Source organism: Lacimonas salitolerans (assembly GCF_042677865.1).
GTDB classification, from domain to species: Bacteria; Pseudomonadota; Alphaproteobacteria; order Rhodobacterales; family Rhodobacteraceae; genus Lutimaribacter; species Lutimaribacter salitolerans.
The window spans coordinates 99,648-113,008 of the sequence record NZ_JBHUDD010000050.1 but is presented as its reverse complement, the minus strand read 5'-3'; the positions used below and the strand labels follow the sequence as shown (position 1 = coordinate 113,008).

The window sequence follows — 13,361 nt, the reverse complement described above, 5'->3', positions numbered from 1 at the left end:
TAGATACCCGACCCCGCATGCCATACCCCCCAAAGTTCGCCTCACATCAATGATGGCAAATTTGGTTCCGGGTGACTAGAGCGCGCGCACCGTCGGGTTGCGCCATTTGCCCGCCGGTTCGATCACCAGATCGCTCAGCGCCCAGACCAGCGCATCCAAGCGGTCAGGACTGCCCGTGCCCTCGAATCCCGCCGTTGTCATCGCGCACATCTGATCCTCCAGCAGGCCAAATCCACGCAGATGACTGACCCGCCCCTGCGCATACAGAGCCGCCACAGGCTCAGCCCGCGCCTGCTTGTTGATGCTGGCGCGCACCTTGCGCAGCGGCACGATGGCATCGACCTGACGCAACACGGCCTCGACCATGTCGCCCCCCTGGTTGACCTCGGCCACGACCGAATCCGCCGCCCACCTGTCGCGCGCCGCGATCACTGCGCGCGCCCAGACGTCGGGCCGCGCGGCGCTGATGCTGGCATCCTCCAGCACGCAGGCCTGCCAATGCTGCGGCCCGCCGCATTGGCGCACGCCCACCACCACGATCCCGCATTCGTCGGATTTCGCGTGGCCCGTCACCGGCGGGTCCACCGCCACCACGATCCGGTCCAGGTCCGGCATCTCGGCAATCCGCGCGCCCTCGATCATGTCGCGGGACCACAACGCGCCCTCGGCATCCTCCATCAGCACGCCCTCCAGCTCCTGCCGCCCCAGCCGCGTGTCGGCATAGCGCGCGCGCATCTCCTCCATGAAACTGGGCGCCAGGTTGGCAGCATTGGCCTCGGTCGGCGCATGGGTCTGCACCGTGCTGTCCCGCTCCAGCAGGTCCTTCAGAACCCCAACGTTGCGCGGAGTCGTCGTCACGCACACCTGCGGCTTCTCCCCCAGCCGCAGCGCGAATTGCAGCATGTCCCACGCCTCCTGCCCGCGCTTCCACTTGGCCAGTTCATCCACCCAGGCCGCATCAAACTGCGGCCCGCGCAACGCCTCGGGCTCATGCGCCGAGAATATCTGTGCCGTCGCCCCGTTGGGCCAGATCAGCATCCGCCGTCCGCCATGCCATGTGGGCCGCCGGTCGGGTGGCGAACAGGCCAGGATGCCGCTGTCGCCGAACACCATGACCTCGCGCGCCTGATCCAGCGTTTCGCCCACGATCGCCACCCGCGCGCATCGCCCCGGGTCCAGCGGCATCGGCCCCTCGACCAGGGATCGCACCCATTCGGCCCCGGCGCGGGTTTTCCCCGCGCCACGCCCCCCCATGATGACCCAGGACCGCCAGTCGCCCTCGGGCGGCAACTGGTGCTCCAGCGCCCAGAATTCGAAGATATGCGGCAAAGCCAGCAGTTCGTGATCACTCAGATCGTTCAGAAACTCTTGCTGGACATCTTCGGGTTCGCAGGCGAGCCATGCGGCACCCGATCTCAGCGCGGGCGCGATCAAAGTCGATGGCGTACTCGTTGACGATTCCTTGCTGTTCCTTGCGGCGCTCTTCACATCTTTGCTCCGTATCCAGTGCCATCTTCAGCCAGTGGCGGATTTCCTGGGTCAGCTTGGCGCTGTCCTTCAACGCCTCGACCTCGCCCAGCCGCACCTTTTGCTGAAGCTCCAAAAGCTCGGTAGTCATCCCGAGCAACTGCTCTTCCACGACCCGGATCGCCCGGCTCAGGGAACCCTCGTTCGCATCAGAAGTCTCTGCTTTCATGTTTTCTGCTCGCTTTGCCCCATGCGTGTGTCCCTCCGCACGAGCGAGACGCAAAAAGCGGCGCCCGGGTCACCCCGGGGCCGCTTGCCCATCTCTTCCAGCATGTCACAACCTATACGTTAGACCGGGCGCTGTTGTCAACCGGATTTCACCCGACTGCGCCGCCTAACCGTCCGGTATCGTTACACTTTCTTAACAATTGCGGAAAGGCTCCACCAACTCTTGTGCCGCGCCCAAAATGAAGGGAGTCACCTTTCGAAAACCACAACGGGCGCAGCCTGCGCCACGCCCGTCAAAATACCCGGCAACTTGCCAGACCGTTAATTCCGCTCGGCTTCCAGCCTGCGATAGGCGGCGACATTCCGATTATGCTCGTCCAGCGTGACCGCAAAGTTGTGCCCGTCCTTGGGGTCCAGCGTTCTGGCCACGAAGAACACGAAATCGGTATCATCCGGATTCACCGCCGCCTCGATGCTGGCCCGCCCCGGATTGGCGATGGGCGTGGGCGGCAGCCCTTCGATCACATAGGTATTCCAAGGGGTTGCTGCGCGAAGCTCACTTTGGCGCAGACCGCGCCCCAGAATGCCTTCGCCCTGCGTGATGCCGTAGATCACCGTGGGGTCGGTCTGCAACCGCATGCCCCGCTCCAGCCGGTTCACGAACACGCTGGCCACCACGCCACGCTCGTCCGGTGTGCCGGTCTCCTTTTCGATGATCGAGGCCAGAATCAGCACCTCTTCCGGGCTGGCCAGCGGCAGGCCATCGACCCGCCCCTCCCAGGCCGCACTCAGGATCGTCTGCTGGCGCTGCTGCATCTGTTCGACCAGCCTCGACCGCTCGTCGCCCACGCGCACCTCGTAACTGTCGGGGGCAAGGCTGCCCTCGGGCGGCACCTCGGCCACCTCGCCTGACAGCACCTCGACATCCTTCAACTCTTCGATCACCTGCCAGCTTGTCACACCCTCGGCCAGCGCCACGCGATAGCGCGTATCGCCTTGCGCGCGCACCTGGGTATAGGTCTCGGGCACCTCGTCCTCGCCCGGCACGAAGGCGGCGTTCTCGACATAGCGCCCGGTGCCCGGATCAAGCTCGCGCACGACGACCTGCATGCGGTTGATCCCGATCCGGTACACCACTTCGGTGCCACAGGTGCTGGCCCCGCCCCGGGTGACGATATCCACGATCTCGGCCATGCTGGCGCTTTCGGGCACCAGAAAGCTGCCGGCCTTCAGCCGCTGCGTCTTGTCGGTGTAATCCGCGCCAAGCCGAAACACCGTGCCATTGGTGATCACGCCCTGCGCCTCAAGATCCCGGCTGACCTCGGACATGGTGCCACCCGACGGCACCCGCACGCAGACCGATGTTTCGGTGGGCCCCTGCGCGGTGTATTCCCGCTGCCCCCACAGGATCAGACCCGCCATCAGAAACAGCGCGACGATCAGAAACGTGATCCCGTTCGAGGCAATACTGCGCCACATCAGGTCACCTTCCCGACCAGCAGGCTGGCATTCGTGCCGCCAAAGCCAAAGCTGTTCGACAATGCCACGTCGATCTTGCGCTCCCGCTTGGCATTGGGTGCCAGGTCCAGCGGGGTTTCCACCGCCGGGTTGTCCAGGTTGATCGTCGGCGGCGCCACCTGATCGCGGATCGCCAGGATCGAGAATATCGCCTCGATCGCGCCCGCAGCCCCCAGCAGGTGCCCGGTGGCCGATTTCGTCGATGACATCGTAGCCGTGCCCACAGCCTCGCCCAGCAGGCGTTCAACCGCGGCCAGTTCGATCACATCCGCCATCGTGCTGGTGCCATGCGCGTTGATGTAATCCACGTCCGACGGTTGCAGCCCGGCACGCTCCAGCGCCGCGGTCATTGACCGGAACCCGCCATCACCATCCTCGGCCGGGGCCGTGATGTGATAGGCATCGCCCGACAGCCCATAGCCCAGAACCTCGGCATAGATCTTCGCCCCGCGCGCCTTGGCGTGCTCATACTCTTCCAGCACGACAATGCCCGCACCCTCGCCCATCACGAACCCGTCGCGGTCGGCATCATAGGGGCGGCTTGCGGCCTTGGGGTCATCCTCGCGCTTGGTGCTCAGCGCCTTGCAGGCGTTGAAACCAGCAATCCCGATCTCGCAGATCGCCGCCTCGGCCCCGCCGGCCACCATCACATCGGCATCGCCCCACTGGATCAGACGCGCGGCATCGCCGATGGCATGCGCCCCGGTCGAACAGGCCGTCACGACCGAGTGGTTGGGGCCCTTGAAGCCATAGCGGATGCTCACCTGTCCCGAGATCAGGTTGATCAGCGCGCCCGGAATAAAGAACGGCGAGACCCGGCGCGGGCCTTTCTCGGCGATCAGCTTGGTGGTCGCCTCGATCGACTGCAACCCGCCGATCCCCGATCCGATCATCACGCCAGTGCGCAGCCGGCTTTCCTCGTCCTCGGGGGTCCATCCGGCATCACGCACCGCCTGATCGGCAGCCGCCACGCCATACAGGATAAAGTCATCGACCTTGCGCCGCTCTTTCGGCTCCATCCAGTCGTCGGCATTGAACGTGCCGTCGCTGCCATCTCCCAATGGCACCTGACAGGCATAACGGGTCTGCACCCGTTCCGGATTGAACCGCGTGATCGGCCCGGCCCCTGACTGCCCGTCCAGCAGGCGCGCCCAGGTTTCCTCGACTCCGCAGGCCAAGGGTGTGACAAGGCCCAGCCCGGTTACAACGACACGACGCATAGTGCTGCCCCCTCAATTCGCTTTTTCCGCTCTTACCCCGACCGGCCCGACCGGGGCAAGAGGGCAGCCGCCCCCGATGCGCGACCGATTGCCAGCCCGGCAACGCAACAACCCCCGCCGATCCGGCGAGGGCCTGCACACACAGAAAGGCGCGTTAAAGTCTTACTGCGCCTCGGTGATGAATTTCACCGCATCGCCGAAAGTCTGAATGGTCTCGGCCGCGTCGTCAGGAATCTCGATGCCGAACTCTTCTTCGAAGGCCATCACCAGTTCCACGGTGTCCAGGCTGTCCGCGCCCAGATCGTCGATGAACGAGGCGTTTTCGGTCACCTTGTCCTCTTCGACGCCCAGATGCTCGACAACGATTTTCTTCACGCGATCTGCGATATCGCTCATGGTCCAGTCCTCACAACTTCATGGGCCGCTCCGCCCGTTTCTGCCCTCGCCCTGCGGGGGTGGCAATCTTGTGCCCGGGTTCGGCCCGGGCGGGTTTTCAAAGGCCCCGCTTCGGGATCGGCATACGCCTTTCCCAAGGTTCGACTGCGAGGCCTATAGCACATGCTGCAACCAAGGCAAACGCTTTCACATGCCGCTCAAACTGGCCCTGCATGGGTGTCGGCGCAAGAGAAAAATCACGCAAGGCTGTTGCCAATGGAATTTCCAGGACATTGTTTTCAAATGTAAAATACATTGCCCTGCCAGACCTGACGCCGCCAGAAAATCACCGCACGCCGGCCGCTTCGCAGGGGACGCGCCCCCCCTTGTGCCCGCGCAACGCCGAATCCCTGCAGCGCGCGCGGGTCACAGCATCGCCATGCCGCCATTCACATGCAGCGTGGACCCCGTCACATACCCTGCCTCGGGGCTGGCCAGGTACAGCACCGCAGCGGCGATCTCTTCCGGCGTGCCCATCCGCCCGGCGGGGATCTGTTCGTAGATCTTGGCTTTCTGATCCTCGGTCAGCTTGTCGGTCATCGCCGTGGCGATGAACCCCGGCGCCACCGCATTGGCGGTGATGCCGCGGCTGGCCACCTCGTAGGCGATGGATTTCGTCATGCCCACCAGACCGGCCTTGGCCGCCGCGTAATTCGCCTGACCGGGGTTGCCGATGGCCCCCACCACGGACGAGATATTCACGATCCGCCCCCAACGCGACTTCATCATCGGGCGCATGACACCCCGGCACAGCCGCATCGCGGCGGTCAGGTTCACGTCGATCACCGACTGCCATTCGTCATCCGACATCCGCATAAACAGCTGATCGCGGGTGATCCCGGCGTTGTTGACCAGGATATCCACCGCGCCCATCGCCGCGACCGCCTGCTTGGGCAGGGCATCGACCGCGTCCGGGTCGGACAGATTGCACGGCAGCACATGGGCGCGTTCGCCCAGCTCTGCCGCCAGCGCCTCCAGCGGCTCGACCCGCGTACCCGAAAGGCCCACCGTGGCCCCCGCCCCGTGCAACGCCGTGGCGATGGCACCACCGATCCCGCCCGACGCGCCGGTGATCAGCGCGCATTTCCCTGTCAGATCGAACATCTCTCTTCCTTTCGTTGTTCCAGCACCACGCTGCGCCGCCTAGCCTTTCAGGCTCGCCGCCGCCGCCGTCACATCATCAGACGTGCCCACCGCGCGGCACTCGATCTCGCGGGCGATGCGGCGCACCATGCCCGACAGCGCCTTGCCGGCACCGATTTCCCACATCTCCGTCACGCCCTGCCCGTGCATCCACGCCACGCTTTCGCGCCACCGGACCGAGCCTGTGACCTGTTCGACCAGCAATGCGCGGATCGTGTCGGGGTCGCTGACCGCCTCGGCGCGCACATTGGCCACCAGCGGCACGGCAGGCGCGGCAATCGCCACATCTGCCAACGCGGCCTGCATCGTCTCGGCGGCGGGCTGCATGAGCGTGCAATGGAACGGGGCGCTGACCGGCAGCAGCAGCGCGCGCTTGGCCCCCTTGGCCTTGGCGATGTCCAGCGCGCGTTCCACCGCGGCCTTGTGCCCCGACACCACGACCTGCGCAGGGTCATTGTCATTCGCCGCCTGACAGACCTCTCCCTGCGCGGCCTCGTCGGCCACGGCACGGGCGGTTTCGAAATCCAGCCCCAGCAGGGCCGCCATCGCGCCCACCCCCACCGGCACCGCCTGTTGCATCGCCTGCCCCCGGATGCGCAGCAGCCGCGCGGTATCTGCCAGCGTGATGGCACCCGATGCCGCCAGCGCCGAGTATTCGCCCAGCGAATGACCCGCCACGAAACTGGCCGCCGTCACCTCGACCCCTTCGGCCTCCAGCGCGCGCATCGCGGCCATCGACGTGGCCATCAGCGCGGGCTGCGCGTTCTGCGTCAGGGTCAGCGCATCGGCCTCGCCTTCCCAGATCAGCGAAGACAGGCTTTCGCCCAGGGCCTCGTCCACCTCGTCGAACACGGCTTTGGCGGCGGGATAGGCCTGCGCCAGATCGCGGCCCATGCCGATGGTCTGGGCGCCCTGCCCGGGGAATATGAATGCGCGGCTCATGATGTCTTGCCCCTCTTTATCGCTGTTGGCCCGGCATAACCTGCACGATGGCCCCGCGCAACTGCGCCCCGCGCATCGCTGCACGGCGGCTGTGCGACGCAGGCAATGGTCCGCCGCGCGCAACTGCCTACATTGCCGCCCAACAGATCAGGAGATCCAGATGCCCGCGCAGAACACCGCAACCCGCTATGGCGGCACCGCAAAGCTGTTTCACTGGCTGACCGCCCTGATGATCCTGACCAACCTGCCGCTTGGGCTGGTGGCGACCAACATGGCCCATGGCATCGACGCGCAGGACAGCGCGGCGCTGGCCCGTGTCGCCACGCTGTTCTCGCTGCACAAGACCATTGGCGTGGCGGTGTTCTTCGTGGCCCTGTTGCGCATCCTGTGGGCCATAGCACAACCCAAGCCGGGCCTGCCCAATGGCGACAAGCCCGCCGAGGCGTTTGTGGCCGGGGTGATTCACTGGGCGCTTTACGCGGCGCTGGTGATCGTGCCGCTGTCGGGCTGGGTGCATCATGCCGCGGTGGCAGGCTATGCGCCGATCTGGTGGCCGCTGGGGCAGACCCTGCCCTTCGTGCCGCAATCGGATGCGGTGGCACAGGCAGCCACCGCCGTGCACTGGCTGGCGACCCGGGTGCTGATCGCCGCCCTTGTGCTGCACATCGCGGGCGCGCTGAAACATCACCTTGTCGACCGCGACGACACCCTGCGCCGGATGCTGCCCGGGCGGTCCGAGGCCGCGCCCTCGCTGCGCCAGCCAGGCCATGCCCTGCCCGCCGCAGTCGCCGTGGCGATCTGGGCAGGCGTGCTGGGCTGGGGCGTGATGGGCAGCGCCGCACAGACCCCGGTGACCGCCAGCCTGACCCAAGGCGGCGGCGAGTGGCAGGTGCAGGACGGCACGCTGGCCATCACCGTGCAGCAGTTCGGCAGCGCCGTGCAGGGCCAGTTCGGTCAATGGCAGGCCGATATCGCCTTTGACCCTGACAGCGGCACGGGCGAGGTGGATGTGACCATCGCCATCGGCTCTCTCACGCTTGGCACGGTCACCGATCAGGCGATGGGGCCCGAGTATTTCGATGTAGACACCTTTGAAACCGCGCGGTTCCAGGCCGACATCGCGCCATCTGACGGCGACGATCGCGCCTACGCCGCCACCGGCACTGTCACGATAAAGGATCAGTCGATGCCCGCCACCCTGCCCTTTGATCTGGAGATCACCGACGGCACCGCCAAGATGGAGGGCGGCCTGACGCTGGACCGCCGGGACTTTGGCATCGGTGACCAGATGACCGATGAGGGGCAGTTGGGCTTTGGCGTCGGGGTGCAGGTCACCCTGACCGCCACGCGCCCCGAATAGGCGCTGGCCACCCGCAATCTGCAGTCTCCTGAAGCATCGGCTGCAGCGACGGTGGACACACCGGCCCGGATGATGCCGCGCAGGTGAATCCGCCTCCGGGTGCCGTGGAGCATGGCGTCTGGGCCGGCGCAGGAGGTGCAGCCGTGGCGACCAAGGATGGCGCGGAACCGCCCCTGCCGCAGCCTTGGGCGCGGATCGAGGGCGCAAAGGGGGCGCTGCCCCCCTCGGCCTTCGGCCTCACCCTCACAGGATATTTTCAGAGAGAGGAAACACTGATCGGGGCGTCAGCACAGGAAAGGGCCGCGCGGGTAATGCCCGGCGGCCCTTTGATTTGTCTCGAAGAGGATCAGGTCGCGATCACTCGGCCTTCATCGCCTCGATCGAGATCTGCACATCGACCTCGTCACCCACGACGGGGGCGAACATGCCCATGTCGAAATCGCTGCGCTTGAGCGTGGTGGTGGCCGAGAAACCGGCCCAGGGCTTGTTCTCGATCGGGTGGCTGCCAGCCTGCGTCAGCTCGGCGTCCAGCGTGACGGGCTGGGTGATGCCGTTGAGCGTGAAGTCGCCCGTGATCAGGGCGGTAGTGTCGCCGGTCACTTCGATCCCGGTCGAGGTAAAGGTCACGGTCTCGTTCTCATCCGCGCCGAAGAAATCATCGGACATGAAGTGGTTGAACCGCTCTTCCCAGCCGGTCAGCAGCGTTGTCACCGGAAAGGACACGGTGACGGACGAGTTTGCGGGGTCTTCCTGATCGAACATGATCTCGCCGTCAAAGCCCGAGAACATGTTCCATGTGGTCGAAAACCCCATGTGATCATAAGAGAACAGGATCTGGCTGTGGCTGGCATCCAGCACATACTGTTCAGGCTCGGCATAGGCGGCGGTTGCGGTCATCATCGCGCCGGTCAGCGCGGTTGCGGCCAGAAAACGGGTCATGGTCATTCCTTTGTTGCTGTCGGACTGCCGTGGGTCGCACGGCTTGCCCAACACATGGTCCCCGGACGCGCCGGGGACAATTCCGCAGAAATCCACAGGCCCTGTGAAGCGTTGCGCGCTCAGGCGGCTTGCGCGCCATCCCCGCGCAGAGCGCCGCGCATGACATCCAGATTCTCCAAGCTTTCGACCGGGAGTTGCACCAGCACCAGACCGCATTTGCCGATCACGGTCAGGTTGCCATCGGTCATCCGAATATCGGCGACATCATCGAAATCATGGCGCGCACGGATGCGGGTGATCCCTGCCCCGTTGCGCTGGATATGGGCCAGTTGCCGGGCCTCGGTATCCATGTGGATTTCATCGCTGGTGCTGGTCTGGCCCCAATTGATCAGAACCGCGCCCACGCAGGCAGACATGACCGAAACCAGAAGTTTCATGAATACGACCATCCCGTCGCCCGACGTTGCCGGTACCAGCCAGATACCAAGTGACGACAGGATCAACACCACGCCCGCAAAGCGCATCGACGCGGCCAGAACGGTGCCCACGGTCTGGGACCGCCGGAGTTGACCAAGCTGCTGGCTGTCGGGCTTGTAAGGCAAGGCGACCATGATAGCATCCTCCGCTGTGTTAACCTTGATACTACCTTTGCGCGCAGAAAACGGCAGGAATGGGGCAAACACGGGGAAAAGACGGGTCAGCCCCATCCGGTCATCACCCGCCCTTGCGCGGCGCGGCGATCCGGTGTATCCGCGACCATCCTTTCCGCAGGTTTTTCGAAACGGCGCAGTCTCTCGTGCGGGGTCGCGGAAAGGTTTGGCCCTGCTATGAAATGCGCATGAAAATGAACAGGAGCACACATGCCGCTCTACGAGCATGTCTTTATCTCGCGCCAGGATCTGTCCAGCGCACAGGCCGAGGGCCTTGTCGAACATTTTGGCACCGTTCTTGCGGACAACGGCGGCACCGTCGTTGACAGCGAGTACTGGGGCGTCAAGACGATGGCCTACAAGATCAACAAGAACCGCAAGGGCCATTACGCCTTTCTGCGCACCGACGCCCCCGCGACGGCCGTGCAGGAGATGGAGCGCCTGATGCGCCTGCATGATGACGTGATGCGCGTGCTGACCATCAAGGTCGATGCGCATTCCGAAGGCCCGTCGGTGCAGATGCAAAAGCGCGAAGAGCGCGGTGACCGGGGCGATCGTGGTGACCGTGGCGATCGCGGCGAACGCCGCGAACGCCGCGAACGTCGTTGATCAACAGCCTCAGGAACAAGGACATAACCCATGGCCGCTAAACCATTTTTCCGCCGCCGCAAGGTCTGCCCCTTCTCGGGCGACAACGCACCGGCGATCGACTACAAAGACACCCGCCTGCTGCAGCGCTATGTCAGCGAGCGCGGCAAGATCGTGCCGTCGCGCATCACCGCCGTTTCCCAGAAAAAGCAGCGTGAACTGGCCCGTGCGATCAAGCGCGCGCGGTTCCTGGCCCTGCTGCCCTACGCCGTGAAGTAAGGAGAGAGCAATGCAAGTTATCCTGCTGGAACGCGTGGCCAAGCTGGGCCAGATGGGCGACGTCGTCGACGTCAAACCCGGCTTTGCGCGCAACTACCTGCTGTTGCAGAAGAAGGCGCTGGTCGCCTCCGAGGACAACATCAAGTCTTTCGAGGCGCAGAAGGCGCAGCTTGAGGCGAACAATCTTGAAACCCGCAAGGAGGCCGAGGCCCTTGGCGAAAAGCTGGACGGTCAGACGTTCATCGTGATTCGCCAGGCATCGGACGGCGGCAGCCTTTATGGCTCGGTCACCACCCGTGACGCATCGAACGTCGCCACCGAAGAAGGCTTCACCATCGATCGCAAACAGGTGATCATCCGCGCGCCGATCAAGGAACTGGGTCTGCACGAGGTCGAGGTGCACCTGCACCCCGAGGTCATGGTCACCATGATGCTGAACGTCGCACGCTCGCCCGAAGAGGCCGAGTTGCAGGCGTCGGGCAAATCGATCCAGGATGCCGCCGCCGAAGAAGAGGCCGCAGCAGAATACGAGATCGCGGAACTGTTCGACGATATCGGCAGCGCCGCCGATGACGACGACGATCTGGAGCCCGTGGCCCGCGCCGCGAGCGACGACGAAGACCGCTGAACGACAGTTTGGTGTCATTCAAGGCCGCCCGGGGGATGCTCCGGGCGGCTTTTTTCATGCGCGGAGGCTACTCGCCAAAGTTTCCGCCGGTGTCCAGCGGGGCCATGCGCACAAGGCGGCTGTCGGCCACGGCGGCCTGCCGATGCTCCATCGCGCGGCGATACTCGGGATCCTTGATCATCGCGGCAAAGGCATCCGGGCCGGGGTATTCGGCGATGAAGCACAGATCCCACGCCTCGTCCCCCGGACCGATCAGCATCTGCTCCATCCGTCCGCGCCACACGATCCGCCCGCCCAGCCGCTGGAACACCGGCGCGCTGTCGCGACCATAGGCGGCATAGGCCTCGGCCCCCGTCGCCACGCGGCCATCCGGATACTCTGCCTGCTCGCGCAATTTGATCAGGTTCAGCATGTGGATCGGACCGGGCCGGTCATCGGCGCGAAACGCGCGGAATGCGTCCGGGGTAAAGGATGTATGGGTCATGCGGGCCTCCGTTGCAGTTTGCTGCACGGTCGGTGCCCGATGCCCATGCGTCAACCCTGACGTCCGGGCGCAAACGAAAAAGGCCGCCCCGGTTGGGGCGGCCCGATACGCAATCCGTTCAGACAGCGATCATTCTTCGTCCAGCGCCTCGATGGCCTTTTCCAGATCGTCCCTGGTGACCTCTTTCTCGGTCACGTTGGTCTGCTCGAGCACGTGATCGACCACCTTGTCTTCGAAGATGGGCGCGCGCAGCTGCTGCTGCATCTGCTGGTTCTGCTGGATGAATTCGAAGAACTGACGCTCCTGCCCCGGATACTGGCGCGCCTGCGCCATGATCGCCTGGGTCATCTCGGCATCGGTGACCTCGATCTCGGCCTTGCGACCGATCTCGGCCAGCAGCAGGCCCAGACGCACGCGGCGCTCGGCCAGGCGATTGTGCTCTTCCGTGGGCTCGACGGGCGCATGGTCATGGCCTTCGACCTCGGGGTTTTCCTCATGCCACAGCTGATGCGCGATCTGCTTGGCCTCGGCCTCGACCAGGCTGGGGGGCAGATCGAATTTCACCGCATCATCCAGCTTGTCCAGCAGCGCGCGCTTGATCACCGCGCGGGCGGCACCGGCGTATTCGGCCTCAAGCCGCTCCGAGATCTGCGCCTTCAGCGCCTCCAGATCCTCGGCCCCGTATTTCTTGGCCAGCTCGTCGTCGATCTCGGCTGCCTTGGGGGCCTTGACCTCCTTGATGACGCATTCGAACACGGCGGCCTTGCCCTTGAGGTTCTCGGCACCGTAATCATCGGGGAAAGACACTTCGACGTTCTTTTCGTCGCCAGCCTTGACGCCGACCAGCTGCTCTTCGAAGCCGGGGATGAACGAACCCGAGCCGATCACCAGCGGGTAATCCTCGGCCGCGCCGCCTTCGAATGCCTCGCCATCGACCTTGCCGACGAAATCGATCACGACCTGATCGCCGTCCTGCGCGGCTTCGCCTTCGGCGCGGGCCTCGAAATCCTTGGCGTTGTCGGCCAGGCTTTGCAGAGCTTCGGTCACGGCGCTGTCTTCGGCCTTGACGACCATCCGCTCCAGCTCGATCCCGCTCAGGTCGGTCTCGGGGATGTCGGGCAGCGCCTCGTAGGTCAGGTTGACCTTGACGTCATCGCCTTCTTTCCAGGATTCACCCTCGACCATCTCGACGCCGGGCTGCATCGCGGGGCGATCGCCGGTGGTTTCGAAATGTTCGGACATGGCGCCATCGACGGCCTCTTGCATGGCCTCGCCCAGCAGACGCTGGCCGAATTGCTTTTTCAGCAGTGCCATAGGCACCTTGCCCTTGCGAAAGCCCTTCATCTCGATCTCGGGCTGGGCATCGACCAGCTTTTCGTGGACCTTGGCATCCAGTTCGGCGGCGGTCACGGTGATCTCGTACCCGCGCTTGAGGCCGTCATTCAGGGTTTCGGTGACTTGCATTATTTTCCTCGCATAA

Annotated in this window: 16 protein-coding genes; 4 read left to right on the top strand and 12 right to left on the bottom strand. The window is 64.7% G+C overall.

The genetic code is table 11. The annotated features are described in order from the left end of the window. Positions 1–75: 75 nt before the first annotated feature. The 8 genes from ACFTOW_RS08415 to fabD all read right to left on the bottom strand — a co-directional run bounded on the left by ACFTOW_RS08415 (position 76) and on the right by fabD (position 6,953). The gene (locus ACFTOW_RS08415) at positions 76–1,419 is read right to left on the bottom strand and encodes a DNA-packaging protein (RefSeq protein WP_379914622.1); all 1,344 of its coding nucleotides are present in this window, start codon (positions 1,417–1,419) and stop codon (positions 76–78) included. Continuing rightward, entirely contained in the window at positions 1,346–1,696 is a 351-nt protein-coding gene (locus tag ACFTOW_RS08410) for a hypothetical protein (RefSeq protein ID WP_379914619.1), read from the bottom strand. The genes ACFTOW_RS08415 and ACFTOW_RS08410 overlap by 74 nt, the downstream gene beginning before the upstream one ends. A gap of 320 nt (positions 1,697–2,016) precedes the next feature. After that, positions 2,017–3,174: an endolytic transglycosylase MltG gene (mltG, locus tag ACFTOW_RS08405; RefSeq protein WP_379914618.1), complete on the bottom strand. Its 1,158-nt coding sequence runs from the start codon at positions 3,172–3,174 to the stop codon at positions 2,017–2,019. Continuing rightward, positions 3,174–4,433, bottom strand: a complete 1,260-nt coding sequence (gene fabF, locus ACFTOW_RS08400; protein ID WP_379914617.1) for a beta-ketoacyl-ACP synthase II — start codon at positions 4,431–4,433, stop codon at positions 3,174–3,176. Before fabF ends, mltG begins: the two co-directional genes overlap by 1 nt. A 162-nt stretch (positions 4,434–4,595) precedes the next feature. After that, a complete protein-coding gene (locus tag ACFTOW_RS08395) occupies positions 4,596–4,829 on the bottom strand; it encodes an acyl carrier protein (protein WP_024812137.1) in 234 nt (77 codons plus the stop codon). Positions 4,830–4,926: 97 nt separating this feature from the next. Next, on the bottom strand, positions 4,927–5,124 hold the full coding sequence (locus tag ACFTOW_RS08390) for a hypothetical protein (protein ID WP_379914616.1): 198 nt from the start codon (positions 5,122–5,124) through the stop codon (positions 4,927–4,929). 110 nt (positions 5,125–5,234) lie between these two features. Next, positions 5,235–5,972, bottom strand: coding sequence for a 3-oxoacyl-[acyl-carrier-protein] reductase (gene fabG / locus ACFTOW_RS08385; protein ID WP_379914615.1), 738 nt, complete (start codon positions 5,970–5,972; stop codon positions 5,235–5,237). Positions 5,973–6,011: 39 nt separating this feature from the next. Beyond that, positions 6,012–6,953 (bottom strand): ACP S-malonyltransferase, encoded by a 942-nt coding sequence (gene fabD, locus ACFTOW_RS08380; protein WP_379914614.1) that lies wholly within the window; start codon positions 6,951–6,953, stop codon positions 6,012–6,014. 160 nt (positions 6,954–7,113) lie between these two features. Between fabD and ACFTOW_RS08375 the strand changes: the two genes are divergently transcribed. Further along, positions 7,114–8,313, top strand: coding sequence for a cytochrome b/b6 domain-containing protein (locus ACFTOW_RS08375; protein ID WP_379914613.1), 1,200 nt, complete (start codon positions 7,114–7,116; stop codon positions 8,311–8,313). 357 nt (positions 8,314–8,670) lie between these two features. On the opposite strand, the gene ACFTOW_RS08370 is transcribed toward ACFTOW_RS08375, so the two are convergent. Together ACFTOW_RS08370 and ACFTOW_RS08365 are read right to left on the bottom strand one after the other, a co-directional pair. After that, positions 8,671–9,252 carry a YceI family protein gene (locus ACFTOW_RS08370; protein WP_379914612.1) on the bottom strand — a complete coding sequence of 194 codons (582 nt, stop codon included), beginning with the start codon at positions 9,250–9,252 and terminating at the stop codon, positions 8,671–8,673. Positions 9,253–9,371: 119 nt separating this feature from the next. Then, positions 9,372–9,863: a hypothetical protein gene (locus ACFTOW_RS08365; protein WP_379914611.1), complete on the bottom strand. Its 492-nt coding sequence runs from the start codon at positions 9,861–9,863 to the stop codon at positions 9,372–9,374. A gap of 249 nt (positions 9,864–10,112) precedes the next feature. Between ACFTOW_RS08365 and rpsF the strand changes: the two genes are divergently transcribed. The 3 genes from rpsF to rplI are packed head-to-tail and all read left to right on the top strand — an operon-like array spanning position 10,113 to position 11,397. After that, complete coding sequence (gene rpsF / locus ACFTOW_RS08360) at positions 10,113–10,511, top strand: 30S ribosomal protein S6 (RefSeq protein ID WP_379914610.1); 399 nt, start codon at positions 10,113–10,115, stop codon at positions 10,509–10,511. Between the two features lie 30 nt (positions 10,512–10,541). Next, entirely contained in the window at positions 10,542–10,769 is a 228-nt protein-coding gene (gene rpsR, locus ACFTOW_RS08355; RefSeq protein ID WP_024812128.1) for a 30S ribosomal protein S18, read from the top strand. 10 nt (positions 10,770–10,779) lie between these two features. Beyond that, positions 10,780–11,397 (top strand): 50S ribosomal protein L9, encoded by a 618-nt coding sequence (gene rplI, locus ACFTOW_RS08350; protein ID WP_379914609.1) that lies wholly within the window; start codon positions 10,780–10,782, stop codon positions 11,395–11,397. Positions 11,398–11,464: 67 nt separating this feature from the next. Here rplI and ACFTOW_RS08345 read toward each other — a convergent pair whose 3' ends face one another. Further along, positions 11,465–11,881 (bottom strand): DUF1330 domain-containing protein, encoded by a 417-nt coding sequence (locus ACFTOW_RS08345; protein WP_379914608.1) that lies wholly within the window; start codon positions 11,879–11,881, stop codon positions 11,465–11,467. A gap of 129 nt (positions 11,882–12,010) precedes the next feature. Then, positions 12,011–13,345, bottom strand: a complete 1,335-nt coding sequence (gene tig, locus ACFTOW_RS08340) for a trigger factor (RefSeq protein ID WP_379914607.1) — start codon at positions 13,343–13,345, stop codon at positions 12,011–12,013. Positions 13,346–13,361: the final 16 nt, after the last annotated feature.